The following is an 18,458-nucleotide window of genomic DNA, read 5'->3' on the forward strand; positions in this document are numbered from 1 at the left end:
GCGTACTCAACAACACCGCAGCGGTACCGTCAGTTCGTGCCCTCTACCGGCCCGAACCGCCGGCCTTTCGCCCTCCGCAGTCGATAGCATCGGGACATTGCCAGAGGAGGATGCTGCGTGGAATTTCAATGGACAGCGGAGCAGTTAGCGTTCCACGAATGCAAGGCCCCGCGGATCCGCGTGAAGGCTTTCGCCGGAGCCTCCAAGACCACCTCGCTGGAGGGCTATACCAAGCGGTACCCGAGGTTGAGATTTCTCTACGTCGCCTACAACCGAAGCATTGCCGACGAGGGAAAGGCGCGTTTCCCGTCCAACGTGAAATGCATGACTTCCCACCAGCTGGCCTTCAAAGCAGTAGGCCGGCAATTCCAGCACAAGCTTGGCGCGTCGTTGCGGCCGGCAGACATGCGCGCCGTCCTGGGAACGAATGACTGGGCATTGATCAACGCGGTCATTGCGACGGTCAACGGGTACCTTTGCAGTGACCTGGAGGAGTTCCACGAGGATCACCTGCCGCTGTACAACGGACGCCCCATGGCCGAAATGCCTCCGGCGTTCATTGCGGAAGTCTTTCTCCAGGCCAAAGAGGTTTGGCGGCGCATGATCGATCCCCAGGATACGACCGTACCCCACCTTCACGACGCGTATCTCAAGCTCTACTACCTGAGTAAACCGGACCTCAGTGACTGCTTCGATGTGATCCTCGCGGACGAGGCCCAGGATCTGAACGGCATCACGCTGGGGCTCATCAAAAATCAGTCGTGCCGAGTGATATTCGTCGGGGATCCCCATCAATCGCTGTATGCGTTCCGTGGCGCTGACAACGCCTTGTCCGATCCGGATCTGGATGACTCCGTCGATCTCTACCTGACGAAGTCCTTCCGCTTCGGGCCGGCGGTGGCCACCGTGGCCAACATCATCCTGAGCTACAAGGGCGAGCAGCTGAAGATCATCGGCGCTGGCCGGCCGACGCAGATCAAAACTCAGCTCGACGACGGCGTTCGAGGAGCTGCGTACCTCTGCCGGACGGTCTCTGGGGTGATCATGACCGCGCTGGAGTTCGCTCCTCAGGGAAAGACGCTCTACTGGGTCGGTGGCATTGAGGCGTACCAGATCGGCGACCTGGAGGACCTGGTCTGGTTCAGCCAGGGCAAGACCGACAAGGTACGGTCCAAGCGCCTCCTGAAGGACTTCGCCGACTGGACCTCCTATCTCGCCATGGCCAAGGAAAGCAAGGATCGCGAGATGGCCCGGCTTATTAAGGTGGTGGGTCTTTTCCCGGACATCGAGAAGCGACTGGCGCGCCTGCGGGCACTGACCCAGAAGGACGAAAAGGACGCCGACGTCATCCTCTCGACCGCGCACCGCTCGAAGGGCCTTGAGTGGACACACGTCTACCTGGGCGAAGACTATCCCGACCCCCTGGATCCTGAGCTCGCGCCGGATGCGCGCCGTGATGAGCTCAACCTGCTCTACGTCGCAGCGACGCGAGCTAAGCATCAGCTGGCCATCAACTCTGTCATCTTGGGGATCATGCGGGATTTCGAGCGAAGCCGGAGGCGAGCGATCGAGCTCGCAGAGGCGGCTGACTAGCGTTGCTACCCGAGCACGCTTAGATGGGCAGAAGGGAAAAACGCATGACCCTGGCCAGCTCGGCGCCGGCGTGCGCTGAGTGAAGGTGGGCATTGCTGAGCAGCGTTGCCCGCGGGTGCATGGGCGAGCGATGGATCCGGTACGCGGCAGGTGCTAGGGGTGATTGCGCGGCTGGGAGCAGGGGCAATCACACTGGTTGATTACCCTGACACCCGCACCTGCCCAGCAGACCAGATACCGGGTCCTACTGTGCTTGGTCCGCCTTGGACCCAAAGCCAAGGATCTTTCGCGAAACCTCATCGCCCTGGTCTTGATGTTTCCCTTGCGCCTTGTCCGCCTCAGCCTTCGCCGCGGCCTGCTCAGCGGCCATCATCCGCTTCATGATCGTGACAAACGCGCTGATCGGTTGGGCGCCCGAGACAAACTCTTTCTCGCCGGTCAGGTTGTCGATCACTACCGTCGCAGGCGTACCCGTCGCTCCGATTTTCTCGCCCATGCGGACATGCTCCGCTATCCGGTCCTTGACCTTCCCACTGCTGATGCATTCGTTGAATGCCTTCATATCGCCGCCGAGTCTGGATACCAAACCAGGCAGATCTTTCACGCCGGCGCCGTTACCGGCCGACTCTTCGAAGATCTGGTCGAGGATCACCCAGAAGCCCCGGTTGCCTTTCTGCTCCGCATAGCACTCAGTAGCGATAGCCTCATCGGTGGCTGCGGGGTTGTGGAAGCCGAGCGGCATATGGCGCCACTGCCAGTTAACGGCACCGTTGGACTTATCGACGATCTCTTTGAGGTTTGGGTGCAGGCGTTTGCAGAATGGGCATTCCAGATCGGAAAATTCGGCGAGGGTAAAGCGCGCCTTCAGATCCCCATAAACCCGGGCATCGTTCGGTACCTGGTCCGCCGCGCGTCCGAAGCGAGCGAACTGTGCCTCGACCCAGGCCTGCTTCTCGGCGCGCTCTTTGGCGAACACGCCAATCTCGATGCCGGCCGCGATCTTGCGGTTGAGGTACTCCTCACCGGCGAAATAGAACAGGCCCGCAGTGATGATCTGCGAGACAGCTACGGCGGATACCAGGGTGAGGAGATGAGCTTTCAATGCTGGTTTCATGGGAGATCCATAGGTCATGGTTTCCCAAACGATAAGCAAGCCGGCCGCCGCAAAGTCTCGAGTCCCGTCCCTGTATTGGGTGGAACCCGCTTTAGAAGGTCTCCCGGTCAACAACGCGAAGCCGGACCGGACGCGATCGCGCCACCTGGAAAGCCGTCGCCCTCCTTGCAGTACTTCTGCCCCTCGCCACGGGAACTGCCAACTGCCCGCAGTGAGCCATGAGGGCAGTCGCTATCGGCCCGCTGATAGAGGCCTCCGAAGCGCTTTCGACCCGGTGCCGCAGCGCGAGCTGCTCAAGACAGCTTCCCGCCCACGCCGTGCTCGAAACAGCCTGTGGCCGTCCCCCCAAAAGTGCCATTCGTTCTTCTGGGGTGGTGTCCTTTCCGATATCGGCAAGGAGCACGACAAGCTGTTCGCCATATGCCTTCAACGTGACCGCCAGAGCCTTTAGCCTTTCCTCGAGCGCCCACTGGAGCACCTGGACATCGCGATAGGCCCTCACGTCCACCTGCGAAAGGCCTAGGCCTTGCCCTTTAGCGTCGAGAATGTTCAGCCGACGCTGCAGCTGTCGCAACTCAAGGGAGAGCGTCCAGAACTTGCAAGAGACGCAGCGAAGCTCTTTGCGTAGGACAAAGAAGCAGTTTCGAGACACACGTTCTGCCATTGGGACCTCAGATTTGACAAGTTCGCGCCGGCCGTGCCCGCGCTATGCGCAGGCGTGTGGGACGGAGCAATCTAGCTCCGCCCCCCGGCCACATCAGTAAAACGCGATGGGGGTTTCGCGGTTGGGAAGGAAGAAGGCTGTGCTGCGAGGCAAATTCCTTCCTAACGCACTCCCCAAGTCGACCTGACCTACGTCCCCCACAACCCAGCCCATCCTCTTCCCGAAGCCCTCTGCCACCAGCGCGTCGAAGCCTATCGCCACCACCGTTGCCGGGTAGGCGCCACGGTCGACCGGCGCGTACCCATCGCCAACAAACACACCTTCGGTGTTGACGTAGAGCTGCGCGATCTTCTTTCCGGTTTCCGTAGCGACCGGTCCGATGAAGCGGCGTGCAGAAGTTGATTTTTCGTCCGCGCGGATAGGCTCAAACGTCCGCTCGATCATACCTAGCAGCTTGTTCCCGCAGCTCTGTACAGCGGCCGCAGCATCCTTCGTACCGGACTTGGGCTCGAAGCAAACGAAGGTACCGATCTCCGTTCGCGGGTCGAAAGAGTTGCTCCCAAGGACGGTGACCGCCAAGCCCGCAGCACCGACATTCCCGCCCAGGGCGTTGAAGGCGGTAAGCTCAGCAGCATTACGATTGGCCGGAGCCTGCCTCGCAACCGAGCTGATGTTCTGTTGGGTCTGTTCGGCGGACGTTTTCTGCACGGCCTGGATGCTAAAGGCCCCAGCGCGGACCGCTTGAAAACTCGGCATCCCCAGCACGCTGAAAATCTTTTCTGCAGCCGTTGCATCTGCAGAAAACTGAAGTGGCTTTTCATTGGCAAATTGCACCGCGTTATCGGAGCCCGGCCACACCTTCAAAGCCAGTGGCGCCGGCGTCACCGCCTTGGCATTCGGGTCCAACGCTGCAGGCTGGCCGGCACAACCGACCAGGGCGCCTACTACAGTCGCCGCAAAGACTATCTCTACATATTTCATATGCTGGATATCCGGCTCGTTAGTAGACCGCTACCGGCTGATCGCCGTTGGGGAGATAAAAGGCCATATCCTTGGGAAGCTGTTGCTTAAGCAGCTCTGCCCATTCCACTGGCCCAATCTCACCTAGTTCGGCGCCGGTCATTTTGCCTACACCGCTAGCCAGTTTTTGCTGAATAGGGATCGCTACGATTCGGGCCGGATATCCCCCGCGGTCTTGCGGGGCATAGCCGTCAGTCGCGTAGGCCTCCGTTCCAATGAAGATCTCGCCAACTTTGCTAACAGTCCCGGACCGGACGATTCCAGCGCGAACTTGGCCGAAGCCTATGTTCAGTACCCGTGTGGTTGGCTGAAACAGGCTATTCACCAGGCCAGTGACCTTTTCACCACACTTTTGAACGGCATCATTCAGATCGGCCGTCTCGGTTTTCTTTCCGAAGCAGTATGCGAAGCCTAATTTGGTCCGGGGATCGAACGTGGCGTCCCCCAGCACTGTGATTGCGGTCCCGGCAGCGCCGATACCACCGCCGATGAGGTTGTAGGCGATGAGCGACCCGTCGTTGTTGTAGCCCGCCTTGGGGCTGGTAGCGGGGCGGATAGCGTCTAGCACTTGCTCTTTGGTGGCCTGGCGCAGATAGGGATTTCGGATGCCCTTCTCTTTGACCGTGCTCAGGCTGGGCATACCAAACACTGCGAACAGCTTATCCGCGGCAGTGACACTACTCGAAAAGCGCAGCGGTTCTTCGTTCGCAAACATCAGGCTAGATGTCTTGCCGTCCCACGCTTTGAAGTGGGGAGCAACGAGTGCTGAATCGGGTACCGGCTTCGACTCCGTGTTATTGGTAGCGCAACCGGCAACGGCGGCTACTGCGGCGGCCAAAGCCACCAGCCGAACAATTTTCATGGTGTTACTCCTGTGTTGGTTTTATCCATGGAATCACGCTTCCCCAAAAACGCAATGGGGTATTCCCCCCAAACTCAACCGCCATTGGCGCGTCCGTGACGCCCAATAATTAATTTGCGTTTTTTCCTAGTCATTTATAAATGAAAAGGCTATAACGGCAGCCACCGCCTAATCTTGAGGAGATCACGATGTCCCTGATCCAAGAATACCGTCAGACCGAAGCCGCTATTGCAGAATTGCAACAGCGTCTTGAACAGCTGAATACCGACGAACGCCTGCAGAAAGAACTCGATTTCGAGAAGAAGCTGCGAGCGCTGCTCGGCGAACATAACAAGTCGCTGCGCGACGTCATTGCAATCCTGGACCCCAACGCCGGCTCTGCCTCTGGCAGCAAGTCCAAGAGCAACTCGGGCGCAGCCCCGCAACAGCGCCGGGCGCGTACGCTCAAGCGCTATAAGCACCCCGAAACTGGTGAGATCATCGAGACTAAGGGTGGCAACCACAAGCTTCTGAAAGCCTGGAAGTCCGAGCACGGTGCCGATACCGTCGAAAGCTGGCTCCAGAGCGAGTAATCACGCGGACCGACGCCGGCGGGCCTTGTGCGGCACCGCCGGCGCTGTCATCATCGGCGCTCTTAATCCAACGCCTGTGCTTTGGATGCTCCACCAGCTGCATGGCAGCACTCTCTTCGCAGCAGGCTCTTTCAGGCCCACTGCTCCTCTGTAAGATTCTTACACTCAACTCGGTTGCCGATCACTCCGCTGATCCTTAGCCGATTTGTCGCGCGCGCATCAAATGCCCACGCGCCCCCGGTTTCATACGTCCAGAAGGCGGCCACTGCCATAAGTGCTGGGAGCTCTACTTCGGTAGAGGTCCTGTCGCATAGCGAAAGAATCTTTCGCTATGCGACGGTGGGGCCAGCAGACGGTGCCCCGGGTGATCTTTACCTACAAAACAGCTGCAGTTGCAGAGATGGTGCGAGGGTTCGCTACATCCGATCAGGATCTCCTGTCGGAACGGGCGAACCCGCCTCCACCCTGCACTGCAGGGCCCAGGCGACTGGCGCATCAGGCTCCAACACTGTTCCGCGGAAGCGGAGCAGCAAAAACCCGGCTCATGGCCGGGTTTTTTTTCGCGCGCAGAAAGGCGCTATCGCGGGTGCGGGTCGGTGATGTCGCGCGCGGCTACGGCGATCAGGCAGCAGTAGAACAGCCAGCCACCGATGCTTACCAGAAGCAGCGCGACACCAAGCCAGTTGCTGGTGGCATCCAGCGCTCTCGCTGTCGCCTGCAGGGTCACTCCGCACAGCGTCAGCAGCCGCATCGGGCCGAGCACGAGCTTCTGCGATTTGCTGAGCTGTGCCTGAACGGCCCGCGCGGAAGACCATGTCTCTCGACCGGCCATGACTGCAGCCACCAGGTACGGCTCGAGCCGGCCGCCCATGATGACGAAGAGCGGCATCAGGCTCAGCTGCTGTTCCACCGCGGTGGTGTAGAGCATCACGAGCAGCGGGCGTTTCTCCGCGCTGAAGAGGTCCAGCGGCAAGGTGGTGAGGGGTAGCGCCCCGCGCTTCCAGGCGCCGATATCGGAGCCAAGCATCGCCAGGACCGCCAGCGCGTTCAGCGCAATGCCGATGACCAGGGCAAGCGGCGCCGCTACCCGAAAGAAATTTCGCCACGGTGACCCGGTGCCCACGGCCGTGCGCAGGACGGAGCGGTCTCCGAGCATCCCTGCACGCCGGAGCGCGAGCGCCAGCACCAGGAAGATCAACGGCGAGCACAGGCTGACCAGGTGAAAGGCCGCTTTGCCCAAGATGAGCAGAATGCTCACCGTGGTGAACGCTGCCAGCAGCGTCAATGCGACAAAGGCGGGTAGCACCTGCACGAATAACGGGACAGCCTGCTTGATCCATCGCGGCCAATCCGACCACCGCGGCGTATGGGACGCCACGCTCTCTTCCATCGTTGCTGCTTCCATATCCTCTCTTCCACCCAGGTGCTGCGCTTCTCGCGCGGGGTCATGGGTAGCTTATTGATCCGCAGCCAATTGCAACCTGACTCGTCAGAGCGCTGATCGCGCCTCCGGTTCCTTAGGCGCTGCGCCGCAACAGGCCAAAGGGAAGGCAACCTAGTCAAGCCGGCGCCCAGGGTCAACAGCCCCCTTCGAACCGGTCCCGCAAGCGGCATGAATGGCCGTTTGCATTTACCGCGGTTCGTGGATGCTGAGCAGGTTCAACTTGAGGAATCTGCTATGCACAGAAATGATCACGCGCTGCAGCTCGTCGTCACCAGCGAGCCCACCACCCAGGAGCTCTACAACCTCCTCGGTTGCTACTGCCTACCGTTCGAGGACCTGGTATTGACCAACATGCGCCAGGTGCTGGGATCCGGGTACCGCAATGGCGCCTATCAGCTTCGCCGCTACTTCAACGGGACTTTCGCCCTGGTGCTGCCTGTCGAGGACGGGCTTGTGACGGCGACCCTAGGCCAGGTCGAAGAATCCCTTTCGCTCGAAGCAGCCAGCTACCTGTGCTCACTACTGGCGCTGTCGCAGCTGATCACCGTCGCGCACAGCCGCAACGACCACGACGACCACTCCCGGCTCCATTACCTCTACTACGGATTGCTGGAGGTCCTGAGGGCCGACCCGACGTTCGCTGCGACCGCGACCGCGCCGCACCATCGTCCCCTGACCGACGAGGAGATTCGCATCGGCGGATCGCTCGCGCCGTTCGCCTACCAGCCGGCCCTTGAGCGCCTACTGGATTAGGCCACGCCCTTGCATTTCCGGTACGCCTGGAAAGATGAGGCGTATCCCTCCACCTTGAGCCGTCCTCACCATGGTCCAATCTCCACAGCTCGACCTCTTCCCTCTCGTCGAAGCGGCCTTCCGGAACTGTCCGGATCGGCCGCTGGCCAACGCGGAGCTCTACCGCCTCGTCGGCGCCGCCGCAGGGCTCAAGGACCGGGAGGTTCACGCCAAGCAGCCAATTGGCGCGGCCGGTCAGCCCCGCAGCCCCGTAACGCGCGAGATTAGCTGGCATCAGCAGACCCTCAAGGCCTGCGGCATCCTCGAGCGCGTTCCACATGAACGAGGGGTGTGGCAACTGACCGAAAAGGCGAAGCGCGGGATGCATTGAGCGGCGCCGCAGGTCACGCTGCTGGGGTTCAGCACGTCGCTGGGCCTGGCGCTGTTTGGCCATTCGCCGCAGGCGCTGCAGGGGCTGGAAGCGCGCATCGACCTCGTACTCACCTCCCCACCCTATCCTCTGCAGCAACCACGGGGATACGGTAATCCGAAGGCGAGCGAATTCACCGACTTCATCTGTCGCACGATCGAGCCCTTGCTGGGCAACCTTGCCAGCACCGGTAGCCTGGTCCTGAACCTGTCCAACGACATCTTCCTTCACCGATCGCCGGCGCGTTCCACGTATCTGGAGCGTCTCGTCATCGCCCTGGAAGATCGTCTTGGCCTGCACCTGATGGACCGCCTGGTGTGGGAGAACCGCAGCAAGGCACCGGGCCCCCTCCAGTGGGCGAGCCTCAGCCGGCAACAGCTCAACGTTGCCTGGGAGCCATGCTACTGGTTCTCGCCTGATCCGCTTCGATGCAAAGCGAATAACCGGCGGGTCCTGGTACCGCATTCTGATCGGCAAGCCAGGCTCATCGCGGCCGGGGGCGAGACGCGCCAGACCTCCTATGGCGACGGCGCCTACCGCCTGCGCCCGGGTAGCTTCGCGGCGCCCACAGAGGGTGCCATACCGAAAAACGTGCTGCAGATTGGCCACAGCTGCAGACGCGGCCGTGAGCACCGGAAGGCGCTGGTCGAAGCCGGACTACCAGCGCACAGCGCGCCCTTCCCCTTCGCCTTGGCGGACTTCCTCATACGGTGGCTGACTGAGGCGGACGACCTGGTGGTGGATCTGTTCGCCGGCCGCATGATGGTCGGGCGGGCCGCCGAAGAAGCCGGGCGACGCTGGATCTGCGTCGAGAACATCCTCGAGCACGTGATGGGCGCAGCGGCACTCTTTCGCGGGTTCGACGGCCTGTGGGTCAACCCTGCGCTCCAGCCTACATCGCAGCTTTGAACGCCCGGCGCTGGGTCGAACTCAGGCTTTTCGAAGACTGGCCCTGGCTACCCTGCTGCTGTCGATCAAACCGGAGCTCGGCAGCATGCACCTTCTTCAGCGAATCACCCAGGGCACCACGAGCGGGACGCTCCTCGCAGTCGGCTTTTGCGGCGCCATCAGCATCGCATTTTCCGCCGGCCCGCTGAGCCGATCGCTGTCCGGGGGCAACGCCGTCGACGGCTGCCCGATGTCAGCGGATCGGGCGTCGAGCTCCCAGCAGCTCGACGCCGCCAGCCTGGCAGCTTCGCACCCGAACCTGCTGAACGAGCCACCGGCCTCGCCGGACTGGCTCGATCACTCCTTGGCGGCTCTCTACTGCCACGCCAAGTAGCTCAGCTCAGGCGCGCTCTGGCCGCCTGTGACTCTCATCGATCCTGTCTCGAACCGCGCCCGCTATCCGCCGCCGAGGCTTCTGTTTGCGCTTGAGGTACTCGGCCCGGCACTGGGCGAACCACTCGCTGGCCAGGCGGACGAGATGTCGGTGCTGTGGTGCGGTAATCGAACCGACATCGAGCAGGGCCAGGATGTATCCCTCCAGCTGCCCGTAGAGGCGAACCAGGTGGCCAAGGCCCATAACGGCCATCTGCTCAATCAGCGCGACCCAGCGCAGCCGCGCTTGCTGGGGAAGAAACTCAAGGTCTGCCATAACGCCTCCTTAAGGTCATCGTACTACTGTAGACCGTCTAGGTTCGGCCGCCAGCCCGGTAGTAGGCGTCACCACCCCAGAAATAAAGGTACGCCGGCATGACGTTCTCTCCAGAGCAGCACATCCAGTTTCTGCTTGCCGTGACCGCCCAGGCAAAGCGGCTGCACGCCGACTCGGCCGACGGCCACGATGTAAATTGGTTTGAGCTTGACGATCTGCAGCAGCAGGCGTGGGCATGGAGCGCCTGTCAGAGCTTGGGTCATCCTCTCCAGCGCTGGCGCGCGGCGATAAGCGCCACGCGGCAGCCAGGTCAGACGGTGAAGCACCTGCTGTCGATGCTCGACGGCCCGGGTGCCGAAGAACTCCGAGCTGTTCAGCGCGCAGGCTAGTCCCGGCGCTGGTGGAGCGCCTGGACGTTGCGGCACAGGGTGGTCAGCTGACCGAACGACCACGGCTTAGGAAGGAACGAGGCCTTCGGTAGCTCCGGTGTCGCTGAGACATCGCCGGACGATACGACGATCGAAGTTGCTGGCCAGCGCGCCATCACCTGCTTGGCCAGGGCCAACCCATCCATGGCTCCGGGCATTCGCACGTCGGTGAACAAGAGATCCGGCGCTTGCGCCGCGATCTGCAGGTGTCGCCAGGCATCGTCCGCCGTCGCGAAGGCAGTGACGTCGAGGCCTTCGGACTCGAAGATCTCGGTCAGCATCTCCACAAGAAGCGGCTCATCTTCAGCAATCACTACCAGGCACATCGAGGCCACCGCTAGAGGAAACGCATGCATCACCAGATACGGACGGCGAGTCATTCGTTCGGCTGATCCGATGAAGGGATAGCTCGCCAGACAAATACCGCCAATAGTGCGCAGTAGACCCCCTTATCGCTTATCGCGCGCTTAATTCACCAGCGGGGTGCGGCGCACCTGCGGTTCCGGCTCAGCCCCCGGTTCAGCACCTGACGCAGCACCGCGGCACAACGCGTGGCCAGCCTCATCGGAGATGGCCACGAGCTGCGGGACCTTTTGGCCTGGCCGTACCCCCCACAGGCAGCCCCGAGCGTCCTGCAGCACAGCGCCGCGGCCGATCGGGATGGCCACCGCCTCCAGGCGATCAAGCAGGGGGAGTTCGTCCGGCGTTTCGGCCGCAACGGCCCCGGCCAGCGGCAGACTGGCAAACGCGGCCAGCAGCAGCCCCTTAAGCAATCGTGCACCAGAACCAGTCATTCTGGGTCTCCCCCTTCATCTTCAGCTGAACCAACATGGTCTTCGTCGGGGTCACCCAGGCCAGGGCGTCCTCCCGCAAACGAAGCTTGGTGGCGCTCTGGCGCCAGTACATCTCATCGATGCCGAGGACGACCTTGGTCGCAACGGATGCGACGAAGTCCTCAGGAAAATGCGTCGGGCTTTGCGAGGCAGCTACGAGCATCAGGCCGAACTTGCGCGCCTCCTTGGCGATGCGGTTGATCGGGCTCTCGGGGTCGTCGTCGGCGTAGATGTGGGCCTCATCCAGGATCACGACGTCGACGATGTGGTCTTGCTCGCCGCGCTCGACAGCCGCCAGGAACAGCTCCTCCAGCCGGAAGAGCACGATCAGCTTGCGCTCCTCCATCGACAGGGCGTGGATGTTGTAGCGCCATACCGGATTGGTGGGGTCGAAGGGCGGAATTCCCGACTTGAAGATGCCGATCGCCTCGAGGTTCTGCAGCCGATCGACCACCGACTTCAGCACATCAGTGCTGTCGTAGCGCATCAGGCTGTCGAGCTCCTTGCCGGTGGTGATCGCATCGATATAGGCGGTATAGCTGTCGATGGCCTTGCGCTTGCTCTTGTCGAGCTCCGTTTTCTCCGCTTCTTCGTCGAACTGGCTTTGCCCTTTGCGCAGGGCCTGGATCACCTTCTTGCGGTGTCCCTGGGCGGCGCGGTTGGCCACCTCCAGGTAGGTGACGGCCTCGGCGCCGGAGCCTAGAAACGACTGCTGTAGGATGTTCTGCGCCATGCGTAGCGCGTCGCGGATACTGGGATGAGCCCGCCCCATGAGCTTGGGCGGCCAACGGGTGATGGCGCCCTGGTACTCGATCTGCGGTACCCACCAGCTGTACAACGGGGCGCCCGACCAGCGCGCGCCCAGGGCCTTGGCCTCGTCCTTCTCGCCCTTGGGCACGTCGATGAACAAGCGATCGTCGTTACCGTCAGTCATGACTACCGCGGCGCCCTCCTCCACGATCCAGGTACTCGGATCCTCCTGCCTGAAGCCGTACTGGGCGTAGACGTCGTTCAGCACATTGCGCAGGCAAGCCTCCTGCTTGGGCCCCATCTGGCGCATGCTGCGATTCATGGTGGCAAGGAAGGACTGCACGCGCTTTCGCACACCGCCGAAGTGCGGATCGGGGTTCACGCGAAGCGGATTGAGGCCGTAGTTGGTGCGCTCGGAAAAACGAACCTCCGACGCCCCGGGAATCGACAGATCGCCGTGCACGTCGAAGATGTGGATCCGCGGAATGTGCCTGCCACAGGACTGCAGCATGTGGCTGATCATCTTGCGCAAGGTGTAGGTCTTGCCCGAGCCGGACATCCCCACCAGGAGGGTGTGGCCATTCACCAGTTTGTCGCTGTCCCACATGACCGGGACCTGACGATTCTTCTTTTGCTCAGCCGCGTCGATACCGAAGATGATCTGCATCAGGTGGCCTTGTTACCGCGCTCGACTTGGACGACTTGGCCTACAGCTGGCGGCGACACGCACATCAAATCGTCGCGCGGTGCGGCGCGAGGTTTCCTACCCCTCGACGCACGTCGCTTCTCGCTCCAGGCTAAGCCAAGTAGTGCAAGGCTTACCGAGCCCACTGCCAGGCCGTAAATCAGACGTCCTTTCCAAAGCGCCGCAGCGGCATCGGCAAAGGCGATCGCTCCGAGCCAACCCAGGACTCCCGGGCGAGGTAGGTGCCGCCTCCAACCCAGCGTCTGACGGTGCGCAGCTTCCAAGCCGGCGAGAGTCCGCACGCATTTCGGCGTGGTCTGCCGCAAATTGGACCGGTCCAGCGTCTCGTTGATGAGCTCGAGCACCTGATAGGTGCGACCGTCATGGTCGCCAGCGCTACGATCGTTCACATGAGCGTTGCGTAGATAACCAGCCTGATAGAGCCGCTCAGCTCTGGTGCGAATACGCTCCATGTGCGCGGCGAGAAATTCAGCCTCTGCATCCAACCGTAGCGCGTGGTCTACCATGCGCCGGACCAATGCCGGAGCTCCTGGGATTCCAAGCTTGGTCAGTATCCGGGCTAACGCACCGTAGTCGACACCTTCGCTGATCGCGAGGTAACCGTCGGCATAGGGCTCAGTCAGCAGCCGCTGCAACAGACGATGCATCTGCTTTGGCGAAAGCTCGCTCTCAACCGGGCACCAGGGGAAGGATTCGATACCTGCGCGCGATAGCGCGGCAAAGACTGCAGCTGTGTTCATGGACGTAGCTCCTTGGCTTTACACAGCATGGCAAGGCCAAAGAGCTCGATGGTTTCGATTCCTACCGCTTTAAGGGCTGAACCTAACTTTGCTAATCCAGCACTTCAGTGCCATCGCTCGCCTGACCGAGCAACGCGACGGCAAGCGCTGGAATCGCCGTGCGGCAGATCCGTATGTTGTAGGTTGCGCCGGATCCGTCACTGAGGTTGAGATGAACGCCGCCGTCGGCTGATTTCACTTCCGCGAGCACGCTTTCTGCCATGTGAGCGCATGACAGGCTCACTTGCTCAGTTGGATGAACGAGGGTCAGGCGCTTCTCAATTTCCGGATCGGAGCTGAGGGATAACAGGTGCACTTTCGTCTCAGCGGGTAGCGACGAGAAAAGCACTTCAGTAACTTCGAAGCGGGAACGGAGGACCCACCGTTGAGCAATTGCGTGCCGTCGGATAGCGGTAAAGCGTCCCTGCAGTCCAGGCAAGCCAACAAGATCGCGTAACGGCAACCAGAGCCCTGTCCGAAGGCTGAGTCGATCATATTCTTCGATAGTACGCTCCGGCTGCTCCGCAGCGTCGCTCCCTTTGACGATCGCTTCGCCATCCTTGTGGTAACGCTCAGGCCATAGGGCCTTTGGCGCGACGCCCAGGCATCGCGCGATCATCCGCTGCAACTCGACATGGGGCGTTTTGCCCAGACCGTCGAGCGCGCTCCGGCGTGCGCCCGCATGATGGGCAAGGTGCTCAAGCACAAATTGACGTCGACGCAAATTGGACTTGATCCAGCGCAGGCGATCCGGCTCGGCCTCCGGGTAGTCCGCCAGATCAACCGGCCGCGTCTCCCACTGGGCTACATGTATCCCAAACCCTTTCATTCCAGCCTGTGCAGCAGTGGCGCCGCCGAGATGATCGAGGAGCGCATTGAAGGTGTTCTGGGCACGCTCAGACCAAACGACTCCATAGCGCTCTGGGAAGAGCGCCTCGACGGTCACCCCAAGTGCTAGCGCGATAGCGCTTTCCGCGGCTGGGAAAGGCTTTCTAGCGGCGGTCCGCAAATTGGATAGCTGATTAGCTTCGGCTAACTGAGTCAAGTTGGTGCCGCGTCGGACCAAGGCACGACGGATGACAGCCCATCGCCTTTCAAGGCGTTTCGCTTCAAACCACTGGTTCGTCATATCTACTACCTCTGTTGGGGTAGATCGACGGTCCCACGAGTTTTCAAAATGCAAGTCCGCGCTCCAGATACCGGGCTAGAGGCGTTAGAGCTTCACTTATTGCGCTTGTGACTTGCGTATTTCAAAAGGCTGACAGGGTAGGCATTTTCCTAAGCGAGTCGCCGACCATGCCCTCCCCTTTCCCCTGGAATATCGCGTTCCATTCCGGCTTCACCGCCGACAGCGACCTGCAAGCCGCTCTCGACGTCGGGATAGCAATTGGGGTCGTCGCCGATCGAGTGACGCTCAGGCAGCAGCTGCGGGCCCTGCCTGATCACCTGGACAGGGGCGGGAAAGTCTTCGTCGATTCAGGCGCGTTCACGGCTTTCCGCCGGCAGCTGCCCATGGATTGGCCCAGGGTTCTCACGCTCTATCGCGCCTTGTGCACCACGACCCTGCGGCCGGAAAACCTGAGCATCGTCGCCCCAGACGTAGTGGGCGATCAGCAGGCGACCCTGCTCCTTTGGCACCGGTACGCGCGGGACATACGGAGCTGGATAGACGTCGGCGCCAGGGTGATCATCCCCCTGCAGGCTGGCTCGCTGTCAGCGGGCGAGCTGCTGCAGGAGGCGATCGGCCTTTTGGGTACCAAGGCGTTCTGCGCCGGTATCCCTTCTAACCTCGCCGCAATGACCGCCGCCGATTGTCGTACGCTTGAACATAACGACTTCCACATCCTGGGACGGGTGGTGATGACCGACGAGCTACGAGACAAGGTCGAGGCCCTGCTGACCTGCAACGCTGGGGCCACGATCAGCTCTGACGCCAACTGGCTGAGATCTCGCACGAGGCAGATTGCCGGCGCTGTGGAGATGCTGCGCGGCACCCCGAACTTGCTGCAGACCCGCCGCACCCGCGCGGTGAAAGCGCTGCTGATGCAAGATGCGTTTGGAAGCCTCGATCAGTTGGCGCCGCGGTAGAAGGCGGGCGCCGCAGCTAAGAGGATAGGCCTACGCATCGCTAGGCCTCAGCCGGATGGATGCGCCAGTCAACGCGCCGCCAAGCGGCGCCCTGCTCCCGACCGCACCGTGTCATAAGCGACCAGACCGTAGGCCAGGGCCACCCCGCCCGGCGCCACATACATCACCGCCTGAGCCATCAACTGCGCCATAGTCTCAAGCTGCTGTTGCATCCGCTCGACCATATCGCCGGTGGCATGCACATCCATCATGCCCACAAATCCGACGCTCATGACGAGCCCGATCGCGATGACGAATGCCAGCATCCAAGCGGCGTACTTACGGACGGTATCGAAGCCGACCAGCAAACCGACACACAGCCCCAGGCCGATTGTGTAGTACCAGAACGTCCAGGCGGTGAAGCCAAGCTCTTCCCCGCCCTTGCCGATCAGTTGGCTGAAAACCGCGATCCCGGTACCCAGGAAGGAGCCAGCTACCAAACTCCAAAACAAACGGCTAATCGCTTTCATCTCGTTCTCCTGTGTAGACATGCTCAGCATGCCGTGCGCTCTCGCTGGATGCCGACCGATGCGCTGTGCCCACGATGAGCCCAGTCGCGGAGCTCGCGCTTTATTCACTCGCGTAACCCTTCCATAGATCTTCCAGGCTTCGCGCAGGTGGCTGCGCGCTTATTCGCACCCCAAAAGGGGGTGAACTCGCTCGACGCGCTTTCCATACATCACGAGTGATGGAACAGGCATCGCAGACCAGGAAAGGGGTCGAATTCGAAATTGCGTCCCGGTAGGAACTGGCAACCTGCACATTACCGCCGGCTTCGGCGCCAACGTCCGTCTTCTACCCAAATGCCGAGGTCACATGACAACCCCAGAACCACTATGCCTATTCCTTTCCCGGGGCGATGCGGAACGATTCCGGCCAGCCGCCGGCAGCCACCTGGTGTCTATCTCCGATGGACCCGAAGACTTGGCGGCGATCGACGAAACCCGATGGGAGAGCGTCAGCTATCACCACTTCATCGACGCAGGCTTCGATGAGGAGACCATCGCGCTGTACGGCAGCAATTTCGAGCGCACCTTCCGCGACTACCTGCTGATGCCCAAGGCAGAGGAGTTGCGAACTCGACTGAACACGCTGGCGGCGCAGCGAGCATTCGTCGTGATCAACTGCCAAGCAGGCAGATCGAGAAGCGCGGCAGCTGCTGCGTATCTACGTGATCAGCACGGGTACCGACTCGAAAAGCCGACGCCTGATGCGAACATGTGCGTGATCCGAATGCTCTCCCGAGATCCCTTGATGATGGCAGCCTATCGCGAGGCGACGAAGCAAGCCGAGCCTGCACAGGCGCCGCGCGGCTTCCTGTCGGCTATCAAGTCCATGCTCTCCAGGCTATAGGTGATGGCGGTAAGGAAGTGGTGGATCGGCCGGCGCGGTCAACTAGGTGCCTGGCCGCGATCACTCCCCGTGTGAGCCCCTGCCGCCTCTGAAAAGCTGCTCCTGGAAAACGCGATCGAGCAACGCGCGATTTTTGACCGCGGTGGCCAGGTAGCGTCGGGGGATCTTGTCTTTAACCAGGCGATAACCCTCAACGGCCTCTCGGTGCAGCCAGACGTACGCTGCGATCTGGAATGCCAGAACTACCGAGGGCAGGATCGCCATCCACCACCGCCAGCCGCCGGCAACGCTGACCACCACGCTTAGAGACATCAGGACCAGCCCCCATGCCAGCAGGCCCTGGCGGCCGGCGAAGAAAGGCCGCGCCGATAGGTAGGCGTGGATAGCGCCGACGCCCAGCGCTTCGCGCCGATCCAGGGTCTGCAACTGCTGCAGTACGCGGTCGAGGTCCTGTTCGGCTGGTTCGTGCTTGAAATCGGGAAGCATCCCAAGGCTCTCGTTGGGGGAGTTGTGGTTCGCGAAGGCAGCGCGCATCGCTCTGAGCGTCATCAGATAGCGTCAGCGAGGCCGCTCAGATACGCGACTCGTTGCCGAACCTGACTCGCCGCAGGGTATTCGGCAAAGCGAGGCGTGGGTGAACCGAAGACGTGGATTGTACCCGTCCGCTGTGTCGCGGCGATCACAAGACAGTTGGGCCAGGACCTGATCTGCAGGCGTGGAAGGTACCGCGTGCGGGCCGAATATGGGGTTCGCGCCCCCAGTTGGGGCGAACTCGGCCTTGCATTTCCGCGGGAGGCGGCAAGCTTGGCTCTGGCAGCGCCACGCTGCAAATTGCCACCGCCAAGGAGCGATGCATGCCCTCACCGAACTGGACCCCCTCCACGCTTTACGCCGCGCTGGCATCTGGCGTTTCTGTCAGCAGCTTCGCCTTCGACGTCGCCCTTCTGGACCAGCAAGACGCGATTCGCGTCGTATTGCCGGCGATGGGCGACCTCGAGATCTACATCGCTGTCGTCAACGACGTAGTCGTGGTCGACTCGGCCCTCGTGCCTGCTGAGGCGGTCAGCGACGCCCGGGCCTTCAATGCTGCGGTCCTTTCATCCCGCAGCCTATTCCCGCTTTCCGCTATCGGCCTCGAGACCGACGCTGATGGCGCTGGCCATTACGTCATGTATGGCTCGCTGCATGCCGGCTCCGACCTGGCCACCGTACTGACCGAAATCTTCACGCTGGCAACCAACGTGCAAACCGCGGCCGCGACCTTCCAATCTTTCTTCAAGCAGCAGGACTCCCTATGACCAGCCCCTCCATCCTCTCCAAACTCGTCACGCTGTTCCGCGGTAAGGTCACCGAGGCCGGTACCGCGGTGATCGACGCCAACGCGACCACCATCATCGACCAGGAAATCCGCGATGCTCGGGCAGCGATCGATCAAGGCAAGCGCGAGCTGGCCA

The 18,458-nt window shown here is 61.6% G+C and carries 22 protein-coding genes; 10 read left to right on the plus strand and 12 right to left on the minus strand.

Translation table 11 applies throughout. From position 1 onward, the window contains the following. Nucleotides 1-117: 117 nt before the first annotated feature. Complete coding sequence (locus tag PVZ77_RS19515) at nucleotides 118-1,593, plus strand: 3'-5' exonuclease (RefSeq protein ID WP_273808337.1); 1,476 nt, start codon at nucleotides 118-120, stop codon at nucleotides 1,591-1,593. A 244-nt stretch (nucleotides 1,594-1,837) separates the two neighbouring features. On the opposite strand, the gene PVZ77_RS19520 is transcribed toward PVZ77_RS19515, so the two are convergent. From PVZ77_RS19520 to PVZ77_RS19530, 3 genes are all read right to left on the minus strand, one after another. Next, entirely contained in the window at nucleotides 1,838-2,707 is an 870-nt protein-coding gene (locus PVZ77_RS19520; RefSeq protein WP_108576211.1) for a DsbA family protein, read from the minus strand. A 757-nt stretch (nucleotides 2,708-3,464) separates the two neighbouring features. Continuing rightward, a complete protein-coding gene (locus PVZ77_RS19525) occupies nucleotides 3,465-4,352 on the minus strand; it encodes a hypothetical protein (protein ID WP_273808336.1) in 888 nt (295 codons plus the stop codon). A gap of 19 nt (nucleotides 4,353-4,371) precedes the next feature. Continuing rightward, nucleotides 4,372-5,253 carry a hypothetical protein gene (locus PVZ77_RS19530; RefSeq protein WP_108576209.1) on the minus strand — a complete coding sequence of 294 codons (882 nt, stop codon included), beginning with the start codon at nucleotides 5,251-5,253 and terminating at the stop codon, nucleotides 4,372-4,374. A 188-nt stretch (nucleotides 5,254-5,441) separates the two neighbouring features. On the opposite strand from PVZ77_RS19530, the gene PVZ77_RS19535 reads away from it, so the two are divergent. Continuing rightward, the gene (locus PVZ77_RS19535) at nucleotides 5,442-5,825 is read left to right on the plus strand and encodes a histone-like nucleoid-structuring protein, MvaT/MvaU family (protein WP_093256612.1); all 384 of its coding nucleotides are present in this window, start codon (nucleotides 5,442-5,444) and stop codon (nucleotides 5,823-5,825) included. 577 nt (nucleotides 5,826-6,402) lie between these two features. On the opposite strand, the gene PVZ77_RS19540 is transcribed toward PVZ77_RS19535, so the two are convergent. Further along, a complete protein-coding gene (locus tag PVZ77_RS19540) occupies nucleotides 6,403-7,230 on the minus strand; it encodes a hypothetical protein (RefSeq protein ID WP_273808335.1) in 828 nt (275 codons plus the stop codon). 273 nt (nucleotides 7,231-7,503) lie between these two features. On the opposite strand from PVZ77_RS19540, the gene PVZ77_RS19545 reads away from it, so the two are divergent. The 4 genes from PVZ77_RS19545 to PVZ77_RS19560 all read left to right on the plus strand — a co-directional run bounded on the left by PVZ77_RS19545 (nucleotide 7,504) and on the right by PVZ77_RS19560 (nucleotide 9,713). Continuing rightward, the gene (locus PVZ77_RS19545; RefSeq protein ID WP_273808334.1) at nucleotides 7,504-8,022 is read left to right on the plus strand and encodes a hypothetical protein; all 519 of its coding nucleotides are present in this window, start codon (nucleotides 7,504-7,506) and stop codon (nucleotides 8,020-8,022) included. Nucleotides 8,023-8,092: 70 nt separating this feature from the next. Then, entirely contained in the window at nucleotides 8,093-8,392 is a 300-nt protein-coding gene (locus PVZ77_RS19550; RefSeq protein ID WP_273808333.1) for a winged helix-turn-helix domain-containing protein, read from the plus strand. 96 nt (nucleotides 8,393-8,488) lie between these two features. Further along, complete coding sequence (locus PVZ77_RS19555) at nucleotides 8,489-9,340, plus strand: site-specific DNA-methyltransferase (protein ID WP_273808430.1); 852 nt, start codon at nucleotides 8,489-8,491, stop codon at nucleotides 9,338-9,340. A gap of 85 nt (nucleotides 9,341-9,425) precedes the next feature. After that, the gene (locus PVZ77_RS19560; protein ID WP_093256625.1) at nucleotides 9,426-9,713 is read left to right on the plus strand and encodes a hypothetical protein; all 288 of its coding nucleotides are present in this window, start codon (nucleotides 9,426-9,428) and stop codon (nucleotides 9,711-9,713) included. A 6-nt stretch (nucleotides 9,714-9,719) separates the two neighbouring features. Here PVZ77_RS19560 and PVZ77_RS19565 read toward each other — a convergent pair whose 3' ends face one another. Next, complete coding sequence (locus PVZ77_RS19565; protein WP_093256629.1) at nucleotides 9,720-10,028, minus strand: hypothetical protein; 309 nt, start codon at nucleotides 10,026-10,028, stop codon at nucleotides 9,720-9,722. 98 nt (nucleotides 10,029-10,126) lie between these two features. Between PVZ77_RS19565 and PVZ77_RS19570 the strand changes: the two genes are divergently transcribed. Further along, nucleotides 10,127-10,417: a hypothetical protein gene (locus PVZ77_RS19570; RefSeq protein WP_273808331.1), complete on the plus strand. Its 291-nt coding sequence runs from the start codon at nucleotides 10,127-10,129 to the stop codon at nucleotides 10,415-10,417. Here the strand turns inward: PVZ77_RS19570 and PVZ77_RS19575 are convergent. The 5 genes from PVZ77_RS19575 to PVZ77_RS19595 form a co-directional block, all read right to left on the minus strand. Then, on the minus strand, nucleotides 10,414-10,836 hold the full coding sequence (locus PVZ77_RS19575) for a response regulator (protein ID WP_273808329.1): 423 nt from the start codon (nucleotides 10,834-10,836) through the stop codon (nucleotides 10,414-10,416). The genes PVZ77_RS19570 and PVZ77_RS19575 overlap by 4 nt on opposite strands. An 87-nt stretch (nucleotides 10,837-10,923) precedes the next feature. Further along, nucleotides 10,924-11,250, minus strand: a complete 327-nt coding sequence (locus PVZ77_RS19580) for a hypothetical protein (protein WP_273808327.1) — start codon at nucleotides 11,248-11,250, stop codon at nucleotides 10,924-10,926. Further along, the gene (locus PVZ77_RS19585; protein WP_273808326.1) at nucleotides 11,222-12,706 is read right to left on the minus strand and encodes an ATP-binding protein; all 1,485 of its coding nucleotides are present in this window, start codon (nucleotides 12,704-12,706) and stop codon (nucleotides 11,222-11,224) included. Before PVZ77_RS19585 ends, PVZ77_RS19580 begins: the two co-directional genes overlap by 29 nt. Continuing rightward, nucleotides 12,706-13,485, minus strand: coding sequence for a hypothetical protein (locus tag PVZ77_RS19590; RefSeq protein WP_273808325.1), 780 nt, complete (start codon nucleotides 13,483-13,485; stop codon nucleotides 12,706-12,708). The genes PVZ77_RS19585 and PVZ77_RS19590 overlap by 1 nt, the downstream gene beginning before the upstream one ends. 91 nt (nucleotides 13,486-13,576) lie before the next feature. Beyond that, nucleotides 13,577-14,707 (minus strand): helix-turn-helix domain-containing protein, encoded by a 1,131-nt coding sequence (locus tag PVZ77_RS19595; RefSeq protein ID WP_273808324.1) that lies wholly within the window; start codon nucleotides 14,705-14,707, stop codon nucleotides 13,577-13,579. A gap of 113 nt (nucleotides 14,708-14,820) precedes the next feature. Between PVZ77_RS19595 and PVZ77_RS19600 the strand changes: the two genes are divergently transcribed. Next, a complete protein-coding gene (locus PVZ77_RS19600; RefSeq protein ID WP_273808323.1) occupies nucleotides 14,821-15,612 on the plus strand; it encodes a hypothetical protein in 792 nt (263 codons plus the stop codon). A 68-nt stretch (nucleotides 15,613-15,680) separates the two neighbouring features. On the opposite strand, the gene PVZ77_RS19605 is transcribed toward PVZ77_RS19600, so the two are convergent. After that, nucleotides 15,681-16,121 (minus strand): hypothetical protein, encoded by a 441-nt coding sequence (locus PVZ77_RS19605; RefSeq protein WP_273808322.1) that lies wholly within the window; start codon nucleotides 16,119-16,121, stop codon nucleotides 15,681-15,683. A gap of 454 nt (nucleotides 16,122-16,575) precedes the next feature. Between PVZ77_RS19605 and PVZ77_RS19610 the strand changes: the two genes are divergently transcribed. Then, a complete protein-coding gene (locus PVZ77_RS19610; RefSeq protein WP_273808321.1) occupies nucleotides 16,576-17,004 on the plus strand; it encodes a hypothetical protein in 429 nt (142 codons plus the stop codon). A 60-nt stretch (nucleotides 17,005-17,064) separates the two neighbouring features. Here the strand turns inward: PVZ77_RS19610 and PVZ77_RS19615 are convergent, their stop codons facing one another. Beyond that, nucleotides 17,065-17,490 carry a hypothetical protein gene (locus PVZ77_RS19615; RefSeq protein WP_273808319.1) on the minus strand — a complete coding sequence of 142 codons (426 nt, stop codon included), beginning with the start codon at nucleotides 17,488-17,490 and terminating at the stop codon, nucleotides 17,065-17,067. Between the two features lie 368 nt (nucleotides 17,491-17,858). On the opposite strand from PVZ77_RS19615, the gene PVZ77_RS19620 reads away from it, so the two are divergent. Then, nucleotides 17,859-18,302 carry a DUF2170 family protein gene (locus PVZ77_RS19620; protein WP_273808318.1) on the plus strand — a complete coding sequence of 148 codons (444 nt, stop codon included), beginning with the start codon at nucleotides 17,859-17,861 and terminating at the stop codon, nucleotides 18,300-18,302. Nucleotides 18,303-18,458: the final 156 nt, after the last annotated feature.

It is taken from the genome of Pseudomonas sp. SHLD1, from assembly GCF_028640935.1.
Lineage (GTDB): Bacteria > Pseudomonadota > Gammaproteobacteria > Pseudomonadales > Pseudomonadaceae > Chryseomonas > Chryseomonas aestiva.

Excerpts from the sequence above, each read along its gene's own strand:
- PVZ77_RS19550 (WP_273808333.1), top strand. The coding sequence starts at position 8,093 with ATGGTCCAATCTCCACAGCTCGACCTCTTCCCTCTCGTCGAAGCGGCC.
- PVZ77_RS19615 (WP_273808319.1), bottom strand. The coding sequence starts at position 17,490 with ATGCTTCCCGATTTCAAGCACGAACCAGCCGAACAGGACCTCGACCGC.
- PVZ77_RS19585 (WP_273808326.1), bottom strand. The coding sequence starts at position 12,706 with ATGCAGATCATCTTCGGTATCGACGCGGCTGAGCAAAAGAAGAATCGT.
- PVZ77_RS19605 (WP_273808322.1), bottom strand. The coding sequence starts at position 16,121 with ATGAAAGCGATTAGCCGTTTGTTTTGGAGTTTGGTAGCTGGCTCCTTC.
- PVZ77_RS19545 (WP_273808334.1), top strand. The coding sequence starts at position 7,504 with ATGCACAGAAATGATCACGCGCTGCAGCTCGTCGTCACCAGCGAGCCC.
- PVZ77_RS19620 (WP_273808318.1), top strand. The coding sequence starts at position 17,859 with ATGCCCTCACCGAACTGGACCCCCTCCACGCTTTACGCCGCGCTGGCA.
- PVZ77_RS19535 (WP_093256612.1), top strand. The coding sequence starts at position 5,442 with ATGTCCCTGATCCAAGAATACCGTCAGACCGAAGCCGCTATTGCAGAA.
- PVZ77_RS19590 (WP_273808325.1), bottom strand. The coding sequence starts at position 13,485 with ATGAACACAGCTGCAGTCTTTGCCGCGCTATCGCGCGCAGGTATCGAA.
- PVZ77_RS19565 (WP_093256629.1), bottom strand. The coding sequence starts at position 10,028 with ATGGCAGACCTTGAGTTTCTTCCCCAGCAAGCGCGGCTGCGCTGGGTC.
- PVZ77_RS19580 (WP_273808327.1), bottom strand. The coding sequence starts at position 11,250 with ATGACTGGTTCTGGTGCACGATTGCTTAAGGGGCTGCTGCTGGCCGCG.
- PVZ77_RS19575 (WP_273808329.1), bottom strand. The coding sequence starts at position 10,836 with ATGACTCGCCGTCCGTATCTGGTGATGCATGCGTTTCCTCTAGCGGTG.
- PVZ77_RS19540 (WP_273808335.1), bottom strand. The coding sequence starts at position 7,230 with ATGGAAGCAGCAACGATGGAAGAGAGCGTGGCGTCCCATACGCCGCGG.
- PVZ77_RS19570 (WP_273808331.1), top strand. The coding sequence starts at position 10,127 with ATGACGTTCTCTCCAGAGCAGCACATCCAGTTTCTGCTTGCCGTGACC.
- PVZ77_RS19520 (WP_108576211.1), bottom strand. The coding sequence starts at position 2,707 with ATGAAACCAGCATTGAAAGCTCATCTCCTCACCCTGGTATCCGCCGTA.
- PVZ77_RS19600 (WP_273808323.1), top strand. The coding sequence starts at position 14,821 with ATGCCCTCCCCTTTCCCCTGGAATATCGCGTTCCATTCCGGCTTCACC.
- PVZ77_RS19530 (WP_108576209.1), bottom strand. The coding sequence starts at position 5,253 with ATGAAAATTGTTCGGCTGGTGGCTTTGGCCGCCGCAGTAGCCGCCGTT.
- PVZ77_RS19525 (WP_273808336.1), bottom strand. The coding sequence starts at position 4,352 with ATGAAATATGTAGAGATAGTCTTTGCGGCGACTGTAGTAGGCGCCCTG.
- PVZ77_RS19560 (WP_093256625.1), top strand. The coding sequence starts at position 9,426 with ATGCACCTTCTTCAGCGAATCACCCAGGGCACCACGAGCGGGACGCTC.